Source organism: Bacteroides graminisolvens (assembly GCF_963666085.1).
Lineage (GTDB): Bacteria > Bacteroidota > Bacteroidia > Bacteroidales > Bacteroidaceae > Bacteroides > Bacteroides graminisolvens.
Window position 1 is genome coordinate 2,309,569 of the sequence record NZ_OY762556.1, and the last position, 23,128, is coordinate 2,332,696.

The window sequence follows — 23,128 nt, forward strand, 5'->3', positions numbered from 1 at the left end:
GAAAATGACAAATAGTAAAATAACCACGCGTGATGTGAATTTCTGGTACGGAAGCTTTCATGCATTGAAAAACATAAGTCTCTCAATTGATGAAAAATCGGTTGTAGCTTTTATCGGTCCTTCAGGATGTGGAAAATCAACTTTTCTTCGTTTACTCAACCGAATGAATGACTTGATTCCTGATACCCGCCTGTCAGGTGAGGTGTTAATTGATAATCAGAACATATACGAGAAAGGGATCGAAGTGGATGAGCTCCGTAAAAAAGTAGGTATGGTCTTTCAACGTCCCAATCCTTTTCCTAAAAGTATATTTGAAAATGTAGCTTACGGACTTAGAGTAAATGGAGTTAAAGATGAATCTTTTATCAGACAGCGCGTTGAAGAAACGCTGAAAGGGGCTGCTTTGTGGGATGAAGTGAAAGATAAACTCAAACAGTCTGCTTACGCTTTATCGGGCGGACAGCAACAGCGTTTATGTATAGCGCGTGCGATGGCTATTTCACCTTCCGTTCTGCTGATGGACGAACCGGCCTCTGCGCTCGACCCCATATCGACTGCCAAAGTCGAGGAACTTATTCATGAACTGAAGAAAGAATATACTATTGTGATTGTTACCCACAACATGCAGCAGGCAGCTCGTGTAAGTGATAAAACCGCTTTCTTCTATCTGGGAGAAATGGTTGAGTTTGGTGAAACAAAGAAGATATTCACCAATCCGCTAAAAGAACAAACTCAGAACTATATAACAGGAAGATTTGGATAATAATGTTATATTTGTACCCGTAACTAACAGCAATTAAAATAACTCATAATACATTTCGAATATGGTTAAGTTTATAGAATCGGAACTCGTGCTGCTCAGAAAAGAGATTGATGAGATGTGGACGCTTGTATACAGTCAGCTCGACAGGGCAGGAGAGGCTGTACTTACCCTGGATAAAGAATTGGCCCGCCAGGTGGTGGTTCGTGAAAAGCGCGTCAATGCATTTGAATTGAAGATAGACAGTGACGTGGAAGATATTATTGCACTTTACAATCCGGTAGCCATTGATCTTCGTTTTGTGCTGGCCATGCTCAAGATAAATACGAACCTGGAACGCTTGGGTGACTTTGCAGAGAGCATTGCCCGTTTTGTGATCAACTGCCAGGAACCTGCTTTGGATGCCGATTTGCTTAAGAAGTTGCGATTGGAAGAAATGCATGCCGAAGCTCTTTCTATGCTTGAATTAACCAAACGTGCTTTGGCTGAAGAAAGTTTAGATTTGGCTACATCGGTTTTTGCGAAAGACAATTTGCTGGATGAAATTAATGGCAATGTTTCAAAAGTCTTGGCGGAATACTTAAAAGACCATACCGATAACCTGTTGCCTTACCTCAATCTGCTCACTGTATTTCGTAAGCTGGAACGCTCCGGAGACCACATTACAAACATTGCTGAAGAGATCGTTTTCTATATTGATGCAAAAGTATTGAAGCACAGTGGCAAGGTAGATGAACACTACCCGGAGAAGTGAAAATGATAATAAAGGCAAAGAAATCTCAAAAATATGTTATAAGACATGTTTAAATGTTTGGTAGGTATTAAAAATATGTCTTATATTTGTGCCGTTATCCTGAAAACAATCTTTTTACCTTAAAAAAAACTAATACCTATTGAAAACTGAAAAGTGGGGCTTTGTGAAAAGCCCCACTTTTTTATTATCCATATTATTCTTGTATCTTTGTTGCGTTATTCATAACGGAGGTTTGTCTATGTTGCGGATATGCCTCATTTATTAACCTGTAAAAATAGAAAATATGTTCTCAGGAATAGTAGAAGAATACGCAAAGGTCGTATCGCTGGTTAAAGACCAGGAAAACCTTCACCTCACCATGAGCTGTTCATTTGTAAGCGAACTGAAGATAGACCAAAGTATTTCTCACAACGGAGTGTGTCTTACAGTTGTGAGCAAAACAGATGATACATATACGGTTACCGCCATGAAGGAAACCATTGAACGCTCTAACATCGGATTACTGAAAGTGGGCGATAAAGTGAATGTAGAACGCAGTATGATGATGAACGGTCGCTTGGACGGACACATTGTGCAGGGACATGTTGACCAAACGGCAACTTGTATTGATATTGCCGATGCCGATGGCAGCTGGTATTTCACCTTTCAGTATGCGTTTGATCGTGAAATGGCTAAACGTGGCTACATAACGGTAGACAAGGGATCGGTGACAGTAAATGGCATTAGCTTAACAGTTTGTAACCCAACGGAAGATACCTTCCAGGTGGCTATCATCCCTTATACTTATGAGTATACAAACTTCCACGAAATAAAAGTGGGCAGTGTTGTTAACCTTGAGTTTGACATCATCGGCAAGTACATCAGCCGTATGGTTGCCTTGGGATAATTACAAATCCTTCAATAATACCTGGCCCGCGTTTTTATAATATGCTTCGCGGGCCTCTATTAAGACTTTCCATTGCCCCACGAATTGATTTTCTTTGTCTACTTTAAAATCTTCGGAACCGTAAGAATCGAGCTTGTCGAGTAGTATTGCCACGCTCATCTGGTTGGTATCCATAGAAGGTAGATAAGCGATGTCTTCATTTAAGTGATCGGTCACCACTTCGTGCACCATGTTGATTTCCTGAAGCTGATAAAGAATCTGGTTGGTCAACCGGATGGGAATGTGATGCTCGGCCGATAATTCCTCGGCAGAGTAAGGCGGTTCGTTATTGACAAATCGTTTGGCTATAAGCGAGCAGATCAAGATGGCAATGAAATCACGATACCGACGGCTTATGTTTCGGGTGTCTTTGTCAAAGCTAAAGTTCTGAATGTTTTGTCCGGCATACGTCAGCTCCGCACCAAAGAGACAGATAGTCCACGAAGTTTGCATCCATAAAAGAAACATGGGTATGGCGGCAAAACTTCCGTATATGGCGTTGTATTTGGTAACCCACACCTGACTATCAATATATAAGTATTGAAAAGCCTGATAGGCCGTTCCGGCAAGCACCCCCGAGATGAACGCGTTTTTGAACTTTACTTTGGTATTGGGCATGAAAATGTAGAGTCCGGTAAACATGAACCAAGTCAGCGCAAAAGGTATGAGTCGTACCAAGAATTTCAGGATGGGCGCTAGTACCGCGAAGTTATACATCTCCTTCATGGTGGTAGTCATGAAAATAGATAAACCGCCCGATACCACGATGAGGATAGGCAGAAGCAGAAACATCGAAAAGTAATCGGTTACTTTGCGATACATACTTCTGGGCTTCTTTACCTGCCAAATGCGGTTGAATGTGCGCTCAATATTGCTGGTCAGGTTAATCACGGTCCAAAGCAATAAGACTAATCCCACTCCGATAAATACACCGCTTTTGGTTTGCGACAGATACGAGTCTACAAATTGCATCAACAGTTCGGTTGTATCTTTAACTCCACCGAACCCGTGTCTGACCTGATGTTCCATGAGGTTGGCAAAACCGAAACCACGGGCAATGGCAAACAAAATGGCCAGTATAGGCACAATGGCCAGCAAGGTGCTGTAAGTCAGCGCCGATGCTTTATTCATGATTTGATCTTTGGAAAATCTGTTCACACAAAGATAAATGGTCTTGATGATAGTATATAAGGAGAACTTGGTTTTGGTAACCTCACTTTCGGTAATACGCCAGATGTCGTATGTCAGGAACTTCCAGATGGTATTCAATTTCTTGTTCATGGTAATATCTTTTGGGCATCAAGGTGCGATTTAAAAAAAGCAGTCGGCCTGTAAGCCGGGTTCTGTACCTCAATGACCAGAGGTGTTTGTCATTTATCTGAGTGGCGCGTCACCACGTCACTTTAGCGGTCTACCCTCCGACATGGAGCGAGCAGCTCTCATAACGTCGGTATACATGACCTTACAACTCCTAAGATGCACAGCCCGTCGTGTCGCCACGCGGCTGGTGAGCTCTTACCTCACCTTCTCACCCTTACCTCTTCCCGACGGAAAAGGCGGTTCTTTTCTTCTGCATTACTCTACCCTCGCGGACAGCTTTCTGTTAGGAAGTAGGATGCTCTGTGTTGCCCGGACTTTCCTCTTGCGAAATGCAAGCGACAAACCGGCCGACTGCTTTAGATTGCAAAAGTAAACAAATTTTCCGATAACTTGGTATATGGTTATTCGTAATTAACATTTAAATGATTGGGTTACCCTTTATTGCTTTAAACCTTTTTGTTAGCAATGTGCTCTTTTTATAAGGAATTTGTATGGTCGTTTGAAATATTTCCTATCTTTGCTTCAACGAAACCCCCAAATTATTTATAGATGAAAAAGTATTTATCCTTCTTCTTGCTTTCGTTTGCTGTATCAGCCTGTATGGCACAGACAGAAAAAAACGAGAAAAAACTACCGGCCGAAGTTGATGAGCTGACTCAGCATGTACGCAAACAGTTTATTCCCGATAAACGAGTGGCTATCTTCGATGTTGATTACCGTTTCCCTTCCCGGAAAGAAATCATAGTAAAAGGAGCAACCACCTCCTTGGATGCTAAATTGGCACTTCTCGGTGGATTAAAAGAAAGTCATTATCAGATAACGGACAGTATGATGTTATTGCCCGACAGTGCGGCACTCGAAGGTAAAACCTACGGAATTGTAAACCTCTCCGTTTGTAACCTGCGCGTGGAACCCGATTTTTCTTCAGAAATGACTAGTCAGGCCCTGCTGGGTATGCCCGTAAAAGTATTGCAGCGTGATGGCTGGTATAGGGTGCAGACTCCCGATGACTATATTGCTTGGGTGCATAGGGTAGGAGTCTATCCGGTAACCAAGCAAGCGTACGATGAATGGAACCGAGCCGATAAAATTGTGGTTACTTCGCACTATGCCTTTACGTACGTGAACCCCGATGCTACTTCTCAAACGGTTTCCGACGTTGTGGCGGGTAACCGACTGAAATGGCTGGGTACAGCGGGTGATTATTATCGGGTTGCATACCCCGACGGACGCGAAGCGTTTGTGTCCAAAGCGGCCTCCATGCCCGAAAAAGAATGGAAGGCGGCAGTGAAACAAGATGCACAGAGCATTATCCGAACTGCCTATACGTTGATGGGGGTTCCTTATCTTTGGGCCGGAACTTCATCTAAAGGGATAGACTGCAGCGGCTTTGTGCGTACTGTATTGTTTATGCACAATATAATTATTCCCCGGGATGCATCGCAACAAGCTTATGTAGGACAACACATTGATATTGTTCCCGGATTTGGCAATGTGCAGCCGGGTGATTTGATTTTCTTCGGAAGAAAAGCCACAGCAGATAAAAAAGAACGCGTGGTACACGTGGGCATTTACATCGGTAACCAGAAATTTATTCATTCGCAGGGAGATGTACATGTAAGTAGCTTCAATCCTGTCGATAAGGAGTATGATGAGTACAATCTCAACCGTTTGCTTTATGCAGTACGCATACTCAACGGCATAGGAACACCGGGTATCAATACCACTGATACGAATCCATATTATACCAAATAGTTGATTGTTCACTTTATAAAACGACACTACTGATGACTCAAAATAGACGTGATTTTATTAAGACGGCTGCTTTAGCAGCTATCGGTACGGGAATAGCTGCCAATAAGTTGTTTGCCGAGACACCGGTTTCTCTCTTTTCGATTAATAGATCAGGAAAGAACGCTAAGCTCAAACTGCGTTTTCAACCCTATAACCTGCAACTGAAGCATGTGTTTACCGTGGCTACTTATTCGCGCACCACTACCCCCGATGTGCAGGTAGAGGTTGAGTACGATGGCATAACGGGTTACGGAGAAGCATCCATGCCCCCCTATCTGGGTGAGTCGGTTGAATCGGTTACCCGTTTCCTGCAACAAGTAAATCTGGAGCAGTTTAGTGATCCTTTTCAGCTGGAAGAAATCTTAGCTTATGTAGATGGTATTATGCCCGGCAACACGGCTGCCAAAGCGTCGGTCGATATTGCTTTGCACGACTTGGTAGGTAAATTGCTGGGAGCACCGTGGCACAAAATATGGGGACTCGACAAGTCGAAAGCTCCTTCAACGACTTATACCATTGGCATTGATACTCCCGATGTGGTGCGACAGAAAACACTGGAGGTAGCCGGACAATTTAATATATTGAAGGTAAAGTTGGGGCGTGACAATGACAAGGAGATGATTGAAACCATTCGCTCTGTTACTCAGTTGCCCATTGCAGTGGATGCTAACCAAGGGTGGACCGACAAGCATCATGCGCTCGATATGATTTTCTGGCTCAAGGAACAAGACATTGTTATGGTTGAACAACCTATGCCGAAAACAAAACTAGATGACATCGCCTGGGTTACGCAACAGAGTCCGCTACCTATTTTTGCCGATGAATCGTTGCAACGCTTATCGGATGTGGTTAAGCTGAAAGATGCATTTACGGGAATCAACATTAAGTTAATGAAATGCACCGGCATGCGCGAGGCTTGGAAGATGGTTACTCTGGGACGGGCACTAGGCATGAAAGTGATGGTAGGTTGTATGACCGAAACCTCTTGTGCCGTATCGGCTGCTGCTCAATTCTCGCCTGCAGTAGATTTTGCTGATCTGGATGGGAACCTGCTTATTGCCAATGATCGTTTCAAAGGCATGGAGGTAGTAAAAGGTAAAATCACACTCAACGATCTGCCCGGACTGGGCCTTGTTAAATTGTAAACCATGAAGAGACTGATTTACCTGGCTAGCTTTCTGTTTGTTGCAGGTTGTGCACCCAAACCCGCACCGGTTACCGACGCTTGGGAGCAGGAACGGATGGAACGCATCAAACTTGATTTCTGCATGAGCGAGTCGCAAGTTAAAGAGTATATTCGTAAGTATATTCCGGATGTGACCAATGAACAAATGCGTGCCTGGGAAGAGAGCAAAGCCCTTGAATGCATGGAGATTGATGGCGAGAAACGTTATTTTCGCAATGCCGGCCCCAATTTGTTTCGAATAGATTCTGCCGCTTATTGCATCAAGATAGCCAAAGAGGGTACGCAACTCAGTGGCAGTGAAAAGGTGAACAAAGAACATCTTCCGGAGGTGATGAGTGCGGTCAGGGCAACAGGTACAGATACTGTTTTGCCTAAGCGCATGCGGGTAATCTATACGCTTACAGTGGAACCCAATGCGGTACCTTCCGGTAAAATGGTTCGTTGTTGGCTACCTTTTCCCCGAACCGATCAACGCCGGCAGCAGCATGTGAAGTTACTTGCTACCAGCGAAGACAAGTATGTGCAATCACCTGCAACGTGTGCACACAGTACGCTTTATATGGAGAAACAGGCCGTGCGTAATGAGCCGACAGTTTTTTCGGAAACAGTAGAATATACCTCGTATGCCGAGTGGCATGCTCTGAAGCCGCAAGACATACTTCCTTATGACACAACTTCGGTTCTTTATAAAAAATATACCTCGGAACGTGAAACTCACATTCGTTTTTCGCCTCGCATCAGGCAGCTGGCAGCCCGGCTAACCGAAGGTGAAACCAATCCGCTTTTGAAGGCTCGCCGTATATTTGCTTGGGTGAACAGGTATTTTCCATGGGCATCGGCACGCGAATATTCCACCATTGAAAACATTCCCGAATACGTTCTCGATAATCATCACGGCGATTGCGGACAGGTTAGTCTGCTCTTCATTACCCTTTGCCGGTGTAGTGGCATTCCGGCCCATTTTCAGAGCGGTTTCATGATGCATCCCGGTGCTTGGAATCTGCATGACTGGGCCGAGATTTATTTGGAGGGCATTGGTTGGGTACCTGTTGACCAATCTTTTGGCATTCCTGTCTTTGCCCGTAGTTTGGAAGAAGAATACTTCTTTCTGGGTGGCATTGATTCTTGGCGTATGATTGTGAATAGCGATTATTCGGCTCCGTTGATACCCGAAAAGAAATATCCTCGCAGCGAAACAGTCGACTTCCAACGTGGTGAAGTTGAATGGGAGGGAGGCAATTTGTACTTTAATAAGTGGAAGTATAAAATGGATATTGAATATTTAAATTAATTCATAGTAATCACTACCCTTTTGGGTGTAAATAATCCTCTCTGATTCTATGCCTTTCAGGCTGGTTCTTAATCGGTCTATGGCGGTAGTCATTTTAGTTCTTGAATCAGAGTAATTCTTTGCCCAAAATGTATCCATTATCTTGTCTTTGCTCACTTTATGGTCTTCACTTTGCAGAAACAATAATAACAATTGGTTTTGTTGAGCAGGAAGTACTAATTCCTTCTCTTCATTGGTAAGTTTCATCGTATCGGGGTTAAAGATGATACTATCTATCTTGTAATTGCCATTTTTTAACTTGACGATTTCTTTGCGACGTTCTTTCGCTCTTTTTATTAACCAACCAATCAGCGTTATGCCGCAAAGCACTTGCAGAAGTAAGAGAATATACAATGCTATTTTCGGCATTAATTTCCAGATCGTGCCGAATGAGTAATCAAGGTAAACCAGGTAACTGATATTTTCAAAATCACCTAATTTATCAATGGATGTACGATAATCAATGGACATGCTTGTTGTGTCACCCGCCCATTCGTTTTGCTCTTTATAAAATGTCGATATAATACCGATTGCTGATTTTGTCGCTATTATTTTCTTTCTTATTGCTAAACTGTCAAAGATGATTTTTACTTCTTGGGGATGTAGCTTATTTGTTACTTGTAAGTAGCATTGGTTTCCTCTGAATAAATCAGTTTCCCAATCTACGATTTTTGATTGATAAGTAAAAGTGGTATCTTGGCTTTTATATGTTCTTTTTTCATATTTGCCTATATTTTTCTTTCTTGGATCGTTTTCGTATTCGGAAAAATAGATATATTCCTTTTCTAGTTTTCTACTTATGTCTTTCCTCATTGCTTCTTCAAGGAGTGGACGAATTTCATGGTGTATGTACAATTTTGCATCTCTATAATTGATTATAAATATAATCAATTCAGCAATTGTAATAGAGGCAAGTAGTCCAATTAGTGCTTTAGTAATGTGTTTCTTGTATTTCATAATGTGCTTATAATCAGGGCGCTATGAGATGTGACGCAAATGTGACGATGTTTTTTTGTTGTTAATCATCTTAAATTCTATGTTTGCAAAGTTATAAAAAATAAAATGAGATGAATGCTAAATTGAAATTATTTTGCTTGATTTTTGTTGTATGTACACTTACATATCTGTGCAAAAAAAGCAAATCTGTTGAGAGTGAATTGTTTATGTCTAATGTTGAAGCGTTAGCGAGCGGTGAAAAAAGTGGGGATATTATTAGATGTAATGGAATAGGTTCTCTAGATTGTCCTCAAACCAAGAGCAAAGTTTATAGAATTTGGTACCAATGAGAATTATTATTCTAACTCTTCTGTTTTTCAATGCTTGTTCCTCTCATGTAAGTGAATGGAAAGAGATTGTTTATGAGGGTTTTCCTCAAGAAAAACGCCTTAAATCGACTATCATTGAGTTGGATACTGCGATTTTCAGGTATCCTTTTCGTGTTCGCATTCATGGAGATAAAGCTGTGATCTTAGACTTGCATAATGCTGATAATTTTTATCATTTGTTTACTTACCCCGAGTTTACTTATCTTAGTTCCTTCGGAAAGAAGGGAGAAGCACCTTTGGAAATGCTTTCTGCAGACAATATACGCTTTTTGGGACAACATGATGTTTGGATACTCGATGCTAATAAAAGTAAACTAATTAGGTTAGGTTTCCCTTTGTCAGCGTCCGGCGACTCACTTCTTATTCGTGAAGTCGTGTCGCTGGACAATGGCATTCTTCGTGCACTCGATTTCTCACTATACAATGATTCAACGTTTATCATTCCCGATTATTCGGGTGCTCATCGTTTCTGTTGGGTTGATCGTAAAGGGCACTTGATTTGCAAATCGGGTACTATTCCTACTGCTGATAAGGAAGCGTTACAACATGCCGGACCGGCATTGGCACAAGCATGGCGTAGTTTTATTGATTATAATCCTCATAATGGAGTATTGGCTGCTGTTACTCAGTTAGGTGAAGTGTTGGAAGTTTACAACTTGAAAGATAGCACACACGTAGTTTGTAAGGGGCCACATGGCGACCCGGAATTTAGTCAATCAGAGGGATATGCTATTCCTACAGGTATCATGGGTTTTAGTGATGTGCAGGTTACCGATCATTATATTTATGCCGTGTTTCATGGGCGGACGTTTAAAGAATTGTCACAACAAAAGGGTAGAATCATTGATGGTGGTCAATATATTTATGTCTTCAGTTTACAGGGTGAACCCGTATGTAAATATATATTAGACCGTTATATTTATGGTATCTGTGTGGATGAATCGCAAGGAACCATCATTGCAACGGATGTGAATAGTGATCAACCGATCGTTGAGTTTCAGGTTAATTTGATAAAGAGTTGAAAATGTTAGTAAAACTTAGAAGCCACATCTGTAAAGCCGGTAATAAAGTACTCACTATTTTATTTTGGATGTGCATGGCAGCTACTCTGTGGATTGTGCTTCAGGTCTTTTGCTTCACATCCTTTAGTATTCCAACAGATTCAATGCAACCAGCTCTATTGCCGGGGGACAATATAATAGTCAATAAATTAGCTTTTGGAGGCCGATTGTTTAATTTGACTGCTGCAGCAGAAAATAAGCCTGTTCATATTCGTAGAATGCCTGGTTTTGAAAAGATTAAGCGTAATGATGTATTGGTTTTTAATTTTCCTTACCCTGGTAGATGGGACAGCATTGCATTCGATTTGATGAAATATTACGTAAAGCGTTGTGTTGCTTTGCCCGGAGATACTTTTTCAATAATGAATGCGCATTACTATGTGAAGGGATGCTCTGATGCGTTGGGTGATATGGAATCTCAAGACAATCTATTGGCTTTGTTGAATGAAGGTACGCATAAGGAGATTTGTCTAAAGGGATATCCTCATGATTCACTGGTAGATTGGGATATAAGGAATTTTGGTCCACTCTATGTTCCGGCAAAAGGTGGTATTGTAATTATGAATCATATGAATGCCATCCTTTATAAACAGTTAATCGAATATGAACAGAACATGAAAATGACTATTTCTGGAGATACTGTTTTTCTAAATAATCACCCGATTAAATGGTATCAATTTCGTCAGAACTATTATTTCATGGCTGGTGATAAAACTCGTGACTCGCAAGATTCCCGTTATTGGGGACTGTTGCCCGAAGAATTCATTGTAGGAAAGGCTACTTTTATTTGGAAATCAGTAAAGTCGGGAACAAACAAATGGGAATGGAAAAGACTTTTTAAATCAATTGAATAAGATATAAATAAAATTAGTCACTATGAAAATATGTTATTATTCATTACTTATCTTTCTACTTTGTGCTTGCAAAGAGACTGAGAAAGAGAAAATAGCCCGCTTGGTGAATGAGTGGGAGAGCCGAGAACTTATTTTTCCGGAGAACCCAATCTTTACAATATTAGGTAGAGATATTATTGCGTTTGATACGGATGATTGCGACTATAGAATCTTTACTTATATTGATTCTATCGGTTGCACTAGCTGCAAGCTGCAACTACTTAAATGGAAAGAATTAATGACTGAGTTTGATTCCTTAACTCATAACAATACAGCTTTCTTATTCTATTTTCATCCGAAAAATAAAAAGGAAATTGCTTATATCTTGAAGCGTGATAAGTTTGAATATCCGGTATGTATAGATGATGCGGATAGCATCAATAAATTGAATCAATTTCCGGGTGAAATGATGTTTCAAACTTTTCTTTTGAATAAAGAAAATCAAGTCATTGCTATTGGAAATCCTCTCCACAACCCTAAGGTTAAAGAATTATATCTGAAGTTAGTTTTGGATAAAGCGTATACAAATAATGCTATTCTTTCTCAAACGAAGATATCAATAGACAAAGAGATGATTGATTTGGGAATCTTTGACTGGCAAAAGAAACAACAAGCTACTTTCACTTTGCGTAATGAAGGTAATCAACTGTTGATTATTAATGGAGTGACAACTTCTTGTGGTTGTGTTTCGACAGATTACAATCATGAACCGGTTCAACCAGGGAAAAATTTAACGTTTAAGGTATTATATAAAGCCGATCATGCAGAGCATTTCGACAAAACTGTCACTGTATATTGTAATGTGCCATCTTCACCGATTAAACTTAGAATAAAAGGTAATGCTCGGTAAACGAAACTCTAAAATCATTGGAGCTATTGTGGTATTAATAGGGTTGTAGTCATTGTTTTTGAAATGTGACGCAAATGTGACGATGAATAGTTGCCTCTGGAATCCTTAAATCTTATGTTTGAAAGGAAAAGGAAAAAATGTATAATGAAAGGAGTGAATGATGATTGTTCTCTGAAAGATGTGTTCACATTCATTCCGAACATCTAAAAAGAAAGGAGGCGTTTGGCAGGAATAGAAACAAGGATCGAATAAGGCAAATATTGCTTTTTCTGTTGAAAGGATATAATTACGGAATGTTTATTTAATTATTAATTAAAATTTAATTACTTATGAAAAAGAAAATATTGAAAGTTGCTCTTGTTGCAACATTTGCATTTCTTGCAGGATATGGTGTTTATATATCTCAAAAAAGTATTGACCTGTCAGCTTTAGCATTGGATAATGTAGAGGCATTAGCCGGTGAAACAGGCAAGAATTATTATAAAAAATATTATTGTCATGGAAGTTACGATACGAATTATTATCGTTGTGAAATCAGGGCTACAGGAGAATCTTGTAGTGGTCCAAATAAACCTTATCCATGCTGATGATTTGAGATTGGGAGCTATTAAATAAATAGCTCCTACTTTTAAACAATAATAATAAATGAATACAATGAAAAAAAAATACATTTTTATATTGCTTACTGCTTTGATGTTTGGGTGCGGCAATAATTTAAAAACAACCACCAAATATAATACGACTATGTCCTTGAAATTGGAGGTAGACTCCATTTGTATTCCTTTGGATTCCTTGTCTCTACCAGTTTATCCATCAGCGTCATTTGTTTATTCAAATAATGAACATACGTATCTATATGCTTTTAATACGAAGACATGGAGCATTGATGTTTTTAATCTAAATAATAGATTGATAGAAAAGCACATTGTTTTAAACAGAGAGGGTGCGAATGGCGTTCCATACATCAAGGCCTTACAAGTATTATCACCTGACAGTTTGGTTTGTTTTGATGATTCTGGTTTTTTTATTTTGAATGCTAATGGAAATATTATATGTAAGGAGGTGATTCGGTACACTGCTTCAGATTGCGTTGGCAACTTAGAACTAGGAGAATTTACTCAGCCTTTCTATGATATAAAAAAGGGAATTATATATGGTAATTTTATCACTTCCAAAGAACCATATCCTTATCCTGACGGACAGGAATTGTTTGCGGCATATCATGTTAAAACCCAAAAGTGGAAATTACTTCCAGTTTATTTGCCGTCTTTTATGGAAAAATATTGGCGAAATTTAGGTCAAAATAATCATCTCAATATGTGGATTAGTGATGGCTTTATTTGCTACAACTTCACCTGTCTTTCAGATATTTTTGTCTATGATATATCAAAACAAAGTAATACCGTTGCAGGTGGAAAAAGTCGCATGGTGAAGAGTGATGTTTCTTTATATAAGGGTGATGATAATAATGAAAAGGCTAAATGGCAACATTGGGTGGATAATCCTATCTTTTATTCTCCTATCTATGATAAATATCGGAAACTATATTATCGGATTCAGTTAGGAGAATTTCGTGAACATTTTTATGGAGAACCAACGCCTTATGATAAAAAGATAGTGCTCTCTGTTTTTAATGAAAAGCTAGAGATGATTTCAGAGTTTAAATTGGATAATTACAAATATAATTTCATCTTTTTTGGAGTTACAGAAGCTGGGCTTGTCGTGGGTGGTAATAATCCGAAAGATCCAAGTCTGGATTATGAGTATTTGAAATTATTCCGTTTAAAAGTCTCTGTTTTATGACCTATTATTCATGAATTCTAGATTTTTTTTTAGATATATGGATAGATGTCGAGTTGTATTTATAGGGTTTGCATTAGCATCTCTATTGTTTCTTATTACTGCCTGTTCTAATTCTGTAAGATTGGAGCAGGCATTAGAGCTAGCAGGGAAGAATAGAAATGAGCTGCAAAAAGTGTTAAATCGCTACAAGCAATCGCCTGTTGATTCTTTGAAATATAGGGCTGCGTGTTTTTTGATTGAGAATATGCCATATTATCATTATTATGAAGGTAAACATTTAGATAATTATTTGACCTACTTTAAAACACTGGCTTATGATCGTAGTCAAAAATCATCTTTGATTATGGATACCTATATAAATAGATATGGTTATTTCTCTTTATCTAATTTGGATGTCAAATATGATGTTCAACAAATAGATTCGGCTTATTTATGTAATAATATAGAATGGGCTTTCAAAGTTTGGAAAGAGCAGCCTTGGGGTAAAAATATTCTTTTTTCTGATTTTTGTGAATATATACTTCCATATAGAGTTGGTGATGAGCAATTAGTGGTATGGAGAGACTCCTTATATAAGGAATTTAATCCGCTTCTCGATAGCTTGAGAAGCACAAAATGCGCTGATGATCCAATTGTAGCAGCAAATGTTTTGCTAAAAGCTCTTTCAAAGAATAAAATTTATTATACTACCGATTATCCTTCTTTGATGCCTCATTTAGGACCTTTTGATTGTCAATATCTCGTAGGATCCTGCCGTGAGATAACCGATTATGTATTATATGCTTGTAGAGCGGTTGGTATACCTTGTGGTGAAGATTTTATGCCTTTAAGTGGAGATGGTAATGCAGGGCATTCTTGGGCTTTTATTTTGGATAAACATGGGGACAGTTTCATGGAAGAATTTCCTTGCGATATAAAGCCTGTGACTAAAAATGGAGGGATAAATATAGCCAAGCCATCAAAAGTTTATCGTTGCACATTTAGCGTGAATCAACAGATGGCTCAAGAACTTTCTCCTTTAGGCTCTTCATCATCTTTATATCCTTTTTTTCATAATCCTAAATATATTGATGTGACAACTCTTTATCGCGATCGAGTCTTTCCTGAAATCTCTATCCCTTTAAATGTAATGAATTTGGTTAAGTACAATAAAGAAGAAATCGTGTATCTATGTCAAGCTCAATATCAAGATTGGGTACCTATTGCCTTCGGGAAAATAGAAGATACTTGTGTGAAATTTAATAATATAGGAGTGGGAGCGATATGCCGCATTGCATTGTGGAGAGAAAATCATTTAGAGTTTATTTCTACGCCTTTTACTGTTTCAGAAGAAGGGAAACCTTCCTTCTATATTCTAGATAAGAAGTCTCATGATATTGTATTATATTCAAAGTTCAATTTGAGGTTTGAAGAATATTTTTTTAATAAATTACTTGCCGGTGTTTTTGAAGCCAGTAATGATTTAAATTTTAAGAAGAAAGACACGCTCTATTCTATATCTTCCATACCGTCCCGGTTATATACTAGCTGTTATGTTGTTAGTCCTAAAAAATACAGGTATGTACGTTACCGTGCAGCAGATAAGGTCTCATGTCATATTGCTGAAATTGCATTTTTTACCAATGTTAATGATACTATAAGGTTGAAAGGGTGTGCTATTGGAAGTCACCCAGCTTCTTCAAATCTTGATTATAAGAAAGTTTTTGATTCCGATCCTTCTACTTCTTTTGAGTCAAATGGTTTTCTAGGAGGATGGGTCGGATTAGATTTGGGAACACCTCAAGAAATACGGAAAATAGTTTATACACCTGCTAATAGAGATAACTTTATTAGAAAGGAAGCCACATATGAGCTTTATTATTTTGATAAGCATTGGGTTTCATTAGGACGAAAGACTGCAGATGCCGACTCATTAGTATATCAAGACGTACCCATAAATGCCTTGCTCTATCTTGATTGTCTGAAAGGAATAGAAAAGCGTATTTTTACTTATGAAAATGGAAAACAAGTTTGGTGGTGATATAAAATAGAAATGATCAATGCTGCAATTTAGAAAATATCTCTCTCACGTTCTTACATTATTGGGAATCATTCCGGTGCTTGGAGTGGTTTGCTTATCTACTCCGGAACTTCCTGTTGGGGAATTTGCGGGACAATGGCTGTGGTTAGGTAAAGCATGTGTCTTCTTTGCTGTATGTATTCTGTTTGCTTTTACTGTTTGCTTTAAACAACCAACCTTAGAGTTGTTGCCGTTTAGTAGAATGGTAGTGTGGACGCTTATTATGCTGGGAGGAATTCAGGCTGTTTGGGGATTACGACAGATATATGGGCTGTCTTACTCCAATCATTCGTTATTTGCTGTAACTGGTTCTTTTTTTAATCCCGGACCGTATTCCGGATATTTGGCTATGGTCTTTCCTATCTGTTTGAATGAATGGCTAGCTTTGAATGCTAAAAAAAATAAGACATGGACAGAAGAAGCAGGCTGTTACATTGCTTTAGCTGCCATGCTTCTTATTATTTGCGTGCTTCCGTCAGGAATGAGCCGTTCGGCGTGGCTAGCTGCTACTATATCCGGTTTATGGATTTATGGCATGCATCGGAACTGGAGGTCGATGCTGAATAACTTCTGGATAAAGGATAAAAGAAGAGCTCTGTTGATTGCATCTATTAGCTTTGTGGTTCTGTTCCTGCTTCTTAGCGCTGCATTTTATTTAAAGAAAGATTCTGCCAGTGGAAGGCTATTTATGTGGAAAATAAGCCTTTCAGCTATCGCCGATAAGCCTCTATTGGGTCATGGAAGAGGTAGTTTTCCTGCAATGTATGGGGCTTTTCAGGAAGCTTATTTTTCAGGAGGTGATTTTTCTCTGCAAGAAGAATTGGTCGCGGGAAGCCCTGAATATGCATTTAATGAGTATTTGCAGATAGTTGTAGAGTGGGGAATCCCTATGCTGCTATGCATATTATTAGCTTTGGCCTTTTGTCTTTGGTTTGGAGTGAAGAATGGACAACTAAGTGCTTGTGGAGGTGTCATCTCTTTTATGGTATTTTCTTTTTCATCGTATCCGTTGCAATATCCGGCTTTCGTTATCTCTTTGCTCTTTCTGTTTATAGCTTGCCTAATTGCTAATAACAGAAAATGGATTTTGCTTGTATTTGCTCTAGTTATAGGGGGCTTAGGCTCGAGTTTGTGGTGCAATGATAAATCAGAAGCATGTCGAGAGTGGGTAAATGCTCGGATATTCTATTTATCAGGAAATCTAAAAGAGGCACAAAAGGATTACGAAAGATTATATCCTCTGCTACGAAATAGAGCTACCTTTTTATTTGAGTATGGGCACTGTTTACATAAGCAAAAAAAATATGAAGCATCGAACGTGATACTAAAGGAAGCTGCTACTTGCAGTTGCGATCCAATGATATTGAATATTATCGGGAAGAACTACCAGCAAATGGGAGAGTATGTTGAAGCTGAGAAATTCCTGATTCGTTCTACTCATTTATTGCCGGGAAGAATTTATCCTTATTATCTGTTAGCCAAGCTATATGCTGAACCTGCATTTTATCATTCGGATAAGTTGCGACAGTCGGTTGAGATAGTACTCACGAAGGAGCCTAAAGTACAATCTACTGCTGTGAAACAGATGAGAGAAGAAGCACGGAAGTTGTTAGGTAATCATTGAGAGATATTTAACTTTAATATATTGAAGAAAAATGAAACTACCACGAAGATCATTTATCATTGATTTTGGCGGTTCATTTAATAGATATATTGGAATGTACTATAATCTATTTTTCCTAAATGATGCTTTTTTAATTATCTGAAAATCAGATTATTATTAAATATGACGTAAATGTGACGATGTTTTTTTGCTCTTTATAGATTTTAATTACTATGTTTGAAATATTAAATATATATCTTGATATTATTTTTAATTTAAGCGGAAACGATAAGTAGTTTCTTTATATAAAGGTGATGATAACAATGAAAAGCTAGAGATGATTTCATAGTGGAGATTGAATAATTACAAATATAATTTCATCTTCTTTGGATTTAGAGAGGCTGGGCTTGTCGTGGAAGGTAATAATTCCGAAGTATCCAATTCTGGATTATGAGTATTTTAAATTATTCCATTTTAAAAATCTCTGTCTTATGATCTACATTAGTAATTTGTATATTTTTTATTATGAAGCATATATTCTTTTTTGTATTCATCAGTCTTCTTTGGGGATGTTCTCATCGCTCGGGCGTTGATAAACATTTAAACCATTCCGGCAAGGTAATGGATGTAAAAGGGCTAGTGAAAGAGATTGTAATAGACTCACCTTTTGTTGGAAGATTGGCGAGCCCTTATGTTATGGATAAATATTTCATACTAACTGACCCACAATCAGAAAAGAATCAAATTCTTTTTTTTGATAAAGAAAACTTTTCATATATCACGGGGATGGGGCTTCCTGGAGAAGGACCTAATGAGATAACTAGTTTAGGAAAACTTATACCTGATGAAAAGCAGCGTTGTCTATATGTAGCAGATTATGGGAAAATGCAAATGTCGGGTTATGATTTGGATAGTATTTTATTGAATCCGAATTGTTTGCCTAAGTATAAGTTTGATCTAAATAAAACGACTACGCCGGTTATGTTCTCTTATGTTAATGACACTCTTTGCTATGCATGTTGTATTACAGCAAAACCGGGTGAGATTTTTCAAGAACATTTGGTTACGTGGAATATGCAAACAGGAGATATGCATCCATTGATTAGCGGACATCCGGATATTGAGAGAAAAAGATTTCATTATGCTGCATCTATAGATAATAATTTGATTGCAATGAGTTATGACCATCATGACTTGTTGGCTACTTATGATCTTCAAGGAAATTTGAAACATTATATTTATGGACCGAATTGGGACAATGCGACGAGCAATGCCATGATATATTATTATGGAAGTATTATAATCTGTAATAATCGGATTATAGTAGGTTATTTTGGTAAAAGAAATCCTGATGTTGGTGAAGTGCATGTAACTAATCTCATTGTCTATGATTTAGATGGTAATTATATAAAGACATTTAAGATGGGCTATAATATTGTTTTATTTTGTTATGATTCTGAATATAATCGTATTATTATGGCTTTAGATGATGATATTCAGTTTGCTTATTTGAAGTTGGATGGTCTTTTAGAGTAATATAAAAAATACTTATGAAAAGTTTATACTTTGTTTTTCTTGCATTAATCTTGCTTTCATGTAAGGAGCAAAAAGATTCTTCTCATAAAAAATATGTGTTTAATAAAAGCATTAATTATAGAATGAAATAAGATGGATACGTCTATGTCAAACATTATCTCAAAAAAATAATCCTATGAGAATTTTATTGCTATCATTAATCATTTGTTTTCTTTTTTCATGTAAAAAAGAAAAGTCATCAAGCTCATACAATTGCAACTTGGAGACGACAAAAATAATAAAAAGTTTTACTCTGGATTCGGATGTAAAATATAATGCTTTTTATTTATATACATTTAGCGATGATAAAGGGAAAGAATATCTTTCTTTTCTTAATTATCGTACCAATCAGATTCTCTTTTATGATTTGAAAACCAGTGAGTTCCTTTTTAAACTAAATCTATATGCGGAAGGACCTAATGGGATAATTCAACCTACAGGTTTTTATATTAAGGACTTTGATAATATATATATATCTTCTTATGCTTATTCGGGATTGATAAAGGTTGATACAACATGTCGTATTACTCAAAAAATACCTTATGGAACAACGGATGAAGGATATAAAGTTCTTCCGTCATATACTCCTTCTTCACATCCATATCTTCCACCTGTTTTTATTGATAAAAAAGTCTATATAACCCAAAATGCAGTTGAACGTTTTAATCCTATAGATAAGACTCCCGTCAGTGTGGTAATAGATACAATTCAAAAGAGCTGCAAAGGCCTTCCATTGACATACAATGTTTTGACAAAAGAAGAGAAAGATGCAAATGATACTCGATTTAGCCGCATATTTAATGGGAAAGAATTTATCTATTCTTTTTATACAGCTGAAGATATTGTTGTTGCGTCAATTGATCACTCAGAAATAAAAAAGATTAAAGTAAAGAGCCAATATATCGATTCATCAACAGAAAAACAAGTTGACTCAGAGCAAGGACCTAAACTTAATCTTGAATTAGCGCGCTACGGTGATTTAATATATGATCCATATAGAGAGGTTTACTATCGGTTTGCATATCCAAAAACCATTTTAGAAGATGATATCCGTTGGTGGGGAAAGGCCGTTTATGGAAGGAAAAAGTTTTCTGTTATTATATTGAATAAAGATTTTCAGATAATAGGGGAGACATTGTTTCCAGAAGCAATATATAATTCATATGTCTTTTTTGTAAACAGCGATGGATTATATATAAGCCGTGATTATCAAATGCTCTACGGGCAATCTGAGGATTATATGACTTTTGAATTATTTAAACTTATAGAAAAAAACTAGCAAGAACTTTAAGGGCAACCTATTTATGAATACATTGAAGAACTCTTTTCTTTTGTTTATAACTCTCTTTTTCTTTTCGTGTAACTCCTTAGTTCATAAGAATAAAGAATCTTATGAACTAATAGCAACTGATGAATATTTGAAATTTCCTTTAAATTCAAAGACTTCTTTATTAATAAAAGCAATATATCCTTTTGTGGATAAAGATGGAACGGAATATCTCACATTTCAAAATAATATGGAACCAGAGATACTGGTTTACAATATGAAGAAGCAAACTTATGTGAGAACGATTTCTTTTGATAGAGAGGGGGCAAACGGAATTGGATGGTTTGGAGGATATTATATAAAATCTTGGGATGAAATTTATTTGCCCGAAATGATGAGGCCGGAAATTAATATTGTTAATAGTGACGGGCGTTTGTTGAGGACTATCTCATACGCAGAAACTGTGCAAGGAAAGCAAACAATACCCTTTATTTCATTAACTTCAGTATATACGCCTATGGTATTTATTGGGCATCAGTTGTACATTCCTCAAACTATCAATCTTATGCATGGAAGCAAAGCTCTTGAAGAAAGCCCGGTAACTGTTGTACTTGATACACTCACTTCTAAATTGAAGGAATTACCATTTCGCTTTCCTCAAATAATGAGTTTAGAAGATGTTAAAAATAAATCTTTGGGATCTGAATATTCATATAGCCGTTGTTTTGATGGGAACAATTTCATTTATTCTTTCTTCTTTGATGAGAATATATATGTTACTCCTCCAAGTCATAAAAGGATTGATAAAATTGTTGTAAAGAGCCGCTATATTAACGAGCTTAAATTCGTTGATAGAACTCCTGATGACTTAAATCTTGTAGCAAAAGCTCTTTCAGAACTTCCTTTTTATTCGAACTTGATTTATGATAAATATCGGAATGTTTATTATCGTTTTGTGTTTCCGAAGGTTGATTTACCTACAAATGAGACGGATTACGCAGAAATATGGCAAATGGGGCGGACTAAGTTTTCAATTATTATTCTTAATGATCAGTTTGAGGTAATAGGGGAGACACTGTTTCCCGAGAATGTTTATGTTTCTACGCAATATTTTATTCGTGAAGAAGGGTTGTATATTGGCACTAGCTTCCCCAAGAATCCGAATTTTGATGAAAACACTCTCTCTTTTCAGCGTATTGAACTGGTAAAGTTGTGAAAAGATATAATTATGGAATATTTATTTAATTATAATAACTTATAAATGCGTGATAATATGAATGTTAATATTAGTGGGTTAATTGGGGCTCTTTGTTGCGTAATGATGTTATCTTGTACCCCAAAGGATGGATATCAACGAGCTTCTTTGATTAGTTATGATGATTTTAGTTCTACGCAGAAGCTAATTGGCACTAATCTACAATTTGATGATACGATTCTAAAACCTATGCGTATACAAGTTTGTGATTCGTTATTATTTACGGTTAACACAAGAGAAGAGAAGCTTATTCATGTGTTTAATTTAAAGTCCCAAAAAAAGATTGGGGAACGTATTTCTTCTGGACAAGGGCCTGGCGAAATGCTACAACCTTATTTTGTGAAGATTGATACTGCTTGGGTTCACTTGTTTGATATGTCTTCATTTACTTTATATGTGTATGCTACTAAAGATTTTATTACTAATCCGCTTCCTGTAGTTATTCGAAAAGTGAAGTTGAGTGAACCTACATTTGGAGAAATAAGATTGCTTGGCAATGATATGGTTAGCTCTGCTTACAATCCTAATAATCAATTTATTTCGTTTAATTCAAATGGAGAAAAATCTATGGAATTTGGTACTTATCCAATTTCTAATAACGCTTTTTCTGATGCAGAAAAAGTAGAAGCATATAAATCTTCTTTCACAACAAACCAGAAAGATAGAATTGCGGTTTGCTATAATTGGACAGATCTAATCGATATACTTGATGGTAAGGGGCATTTGAAAAAGAGAATTCATGGACCAAAGCAATTTATTTCTACTTTTAAGGAATTTAGAGATGGAGATGTTGTTTCTGCTAGCCCTGTAAAAGGGCATAATCGTGATGCATATTTCTGTCCTATAAGTGTTGGTGAAGACCTTTTTGTTTTATTTAGTGGAAAAGCGGAAGATGAAGCCGATTATAGTATGTTGGCTAATCAAATGTTTGTTTTTGATTGGGATGGAAATCCTAAACAAATATTATTGTTAGACCAAGGAATATTTGCTTTCACTGTAGACAAAGAAAATAAAAAAATATATGGTATAAGTGATAAGCCAGATTTCCATCTTGTCGCTTTTTCATATAACTGATTTGTGTTTCCCTGTAAATCGGATGTATTAAATATGAGAAAAAAAGGAAGCTGACAAAGATAATCAATATATATATATGCTATTGCTAAAGACAAGGACGATCTTACCTGTGTTGTCGTATTTTATATTGGAGATATTATTAAGGATTTAATATAACTTTATTATCAATACAGTTGTGCTTAATAGCTGATTTTGTACGATTTCTCAAATGTGACGTAAATGTGACGATGTTTTTTTTGCTCTTTAAAGACTAAATTGCTATGTTTGAATGATTAAAATTTCTGATATGTTTTT

At 37.3% G+C, this 23,128-nt stretch carries 20 protein-coding genes and 1 other RNA gene; 18 read left to right on the plus strand and 3 right to left on the minus strand.

Going from position 1 to position 23,128, the window contains the following annotated elements:
* Positions 1–4: 4 nt before the first annotated feature.
* The 3 genes from pstB to ACKPCE_RS09540 all read left to right on the plus strand — a co-directional run bounded on the left by pstB (position 5) and on the right by ACKPCE_RS09540 (position 2,400).
* Complete coding sequence (gene pstB, locus ACKPCE_RS09530) at positions 5–763, plus strand: phosphate ABC transporter ATP-binding protein PstB (RefSeq protein WP_024996551.1); 759 nt, start codon at positions 5–7, stop codon at positions 761–763.
* Positions 764–824: 61 nt separating this feature from the next.
* On the plus strand, positions 825–1,514 hold the full coding sequence (phoU, locus tag ACKPCE_RS09535) for a phosphate signaling complex protein PhoU (RefSeq protein ID WP_276962643.1): 690 nt from the start codon (positions 825–827) through the stop codon (positions 1,512–1,514).
* Positions 1,515–1,797: 283 nt separating this feature from the next.
* Positions 1,798–2,400: a riboflavin synthase gene (locus ACKPCE_RS09540; protein WP_319504997.1), complete on the plus strand. Its 603-nt coding sequence runs from the start codon at positions 1,798–1,800 to the stop codon at positions 2,398–2,400.
* Here the strand turns inward: ACKPCE_RS09540 and ACKPCE_RS09545 are convergent, their stop codons facing one another.
* Together ACKPCE_RS09545 and rnpB are read right to left on the minus strand one after the other, a co-directional pair.
* Positions 2,401–3,720, minus strand: a complete 1,320-nt coding sequence (locus ACKPCE_RS09545; RefSeq protein WP_319504998.1) for a YihY/virulence factor BrkB family protein — start codon at positions 3,718–3,720, stop codon at positions 2,401–2,403. It abuts the gene before it with no gap.
* A 35-nt stretch (positions 3,721–3,755) separates the two neighbouring features.
* Positions 3,756–4,114, minus strand: an RNA gene (gene rnpB, locus ACKPCE_RS09550) — RNase P RNA component class A.
* A 194-nt stretch (positions 4,115–4,308) separates the two neighbouring features.
* Between rnpB and ACKPCE_RS09555 the strand changes: the two genes are divergently transcribed.
* The 3 genes from ACKPCE_RS09555 to ACKPCE_RS09565 are packed head-to-tail and all read left to right on the plus strand — an operon-like array spanning position 4,309 to position 8,030.
* Positions 4,309–5,514, plus strand: a complete 1,206-nt coding sequence (locus tag ACKPCE_RS09555) for a C40 family peptidase (protein WP_319504999.1) — start codon at positions 4,309–4,311, stop codon at positions 5,512–5,514.
* Between the two features lie 32 nt (positions 5,515–5,546).
* Positions 5,547–6,698, plus strand: coding sequence for a dipeptide epimerase (locus tag ACKPCE_RS09560; RefSeq protein WP_319505000.1), 1,152 nt, complete (start codon positions 5,547–5,549; stop codon positions 6,696–6,698).
* 3 nt (positions 6,699–6,701) lie between these two features.
* Positions 6,702–8,030, plus strand: coding sequence for a transglutaminase-like domain-containing protein (locus tag ACKPCE_RS09565; RefSeq protein ID WP_319505001.1), 1,329 nt, complete (start codon positions 6,702–6,704; stop codon positions 8,028–8,030).
* Here the strand turns inward: ACKPCE_RS09565 and ACKPCE_RS09570 are convergent.
* The gene (locus tag ACKPCE_RS09570; protein WP_319505002.1) at positions 8,022–9,026 is read right to left on the minus strand and encodes a winged helix-turn-helix domain-containing protein; all 1,005 of its coding nucleotides are present in this window, start codon (positions 9,024–9,026) and stop codon (positions 8,022–8,024) included. The two genes, ACKPCE_RS09565 and ACKPCE_RS09570, sit on opposite strands and share 9 nt — an antisense overlap.
* Before the next feature lie 110 nt (positions 9,027–9,136).
* On the opposite strand from ACKPCE_RS09570, the gene ACKPCE_RS09575 reads away from it, so the two are divergent.
* The 12 genes from ACKPCE_RS09575 (at position 9,137) to ACKPCE_RS09630 (ending at position 22,834) form a co-directional block, all read left to right on the plus strand.
* Entirely contained in the window at positions 9,137–9,355 is a 219-nt protein-coding gene (locus ACKPCE_RS09575) for an NVEALA domain-containing protein (RefSeq protein ID WP_319505003.1), read from the plus strand.
* Complete coding sequence (locus tag ACKPCE_RS09580; protein WP_319505004.1) at positions 9,352–10,416, plus strand: BF3164 family lipoprotein; 1,065 nt, start codon at positions 9,352–9,354, stop codon at positions 10,414–10,416. Before ACKPCE_RS09575 ends, ACKPCE_RS09580 begins: the two co-directional genes overlap by 4 nt.
* Before the next feature lie 2 nt (positions 10,417–10,418).
* On the plus strand, positions 10,419–11,309 hold the full coding sequence (gene lepB, locus ACKPCE_RS09585; protein WP_319505005.1) for a signal peptidase I: 891 nt from the start codon (positions 10,419–10,421) through the stop codon (positions 11,307–11,309).
* Positions 11,310–11,331: 22 nt separating this feature from the next.
* The gene (locus ACKPCE_RS09590; RefSeq protein ID WP_319505006.1) at positions 11,332–12,198 is read left to right on the plus strand and encodes a DUF1573 domain-containing protein; all 867 of its coding nucleotides are present in this window, start codon (positions 11,332–11,334) and stop codon (positions 12,196–12,198) included.
* Positions 12,199–12,527: 329 nt separating this feature from the next.
* Entirely contained in the window at positions 12,528–12,785 is a 258-nt protein-coding gene (locus ACKPCE_RS09595) for an NVEALA domain-containing protein (protein WP_319505007.1), read from the plus strand.
* A 58-nt stretch (positions 12,786–12,843) separates the two neighbouring features.
* Complete coding sequence (locus tag ACKPCE_RS09600; protein WP_319505008.1) at positions 12,844–14,001, plus strand: DUF4221 family protein; 1,158 nt, start codon at positions 12,844–12,846, stop codon at positions 13,999–14,001.
* 37 nt (positions 14,002–14,038) lie between these two features.
* Positions 14,039–16,021: a discoidin domain-containing protein gene (locus ACKPCE_RS09605; protein ID WP_319505009.1), complete on the plus strand. Its 1,983-nt coding sequence runs from the start codon at positions 14,039–14,041 to the stop codon at positions 16,019–16,021.
* 19 nt (positions 16,022–16,040) lie between these two features.
* Positions 16,041–17,684 carry an O-antigen ligase family protein gene (locus ACKPCE_RS09610; RefSeq protein WP_319505010.1) on the plus strand — a complete coding sequence of 548 codons (1,644 nt, stop codon included), beginning with the start codon at positions 16,041–16,043 and terminating at the stop codon, positions 17,682–17,684.
* A gap of 504 nt (positions 17,685–18,188) precedes the next feature.
* On the plus strand, positions 18,189–19,199 hold the full coding sequence (locus ACKPCE_RS09615; protein WP_319505011.1) for a 6-bladed beta-propeller: 1,011 nt from the start codon (positions 18,189–18,191) through the stop codon (positions 19,197–19,199).
* A gap of 175 nt (positions 19,200–19,374) precedes the next feature.
* A complete protein-coding gene (locus ACKPCE_RS09620; protein ID WP_319505012.1) occupies positions 19,375–20,517 on the plus strand; it encodes a DUF4221 family protein in 1,143 nt (380 codons plus the stop codon).
* Positions 20,518–20,542: 25 nt separating this feature from the next.
* Positions 20,543–21,721 (plus strand): DUF4221 family protein, encoded by a 1,179-nt coding sequence (locus ACKPCE_RS09625; RefSeq protein ID WP_319505013.1) that lies wholly within the window; start codon positions 20,543–20,545, stop codon positions 21,719–21,721.
* Positions 21,722–21,778: 57 nt separating this feature from the next.
* Entirely contained in the window at positions 21,779–22,834 is a 1,056-nt protein-coding gene (locus ACKPCE_RS09630; protein ID WP_319505014.1) for a BF3164 family lipoprotein, read from the plus strand.
* Positions 22,835–23,128: the final 294 nt, after the last annotated feature.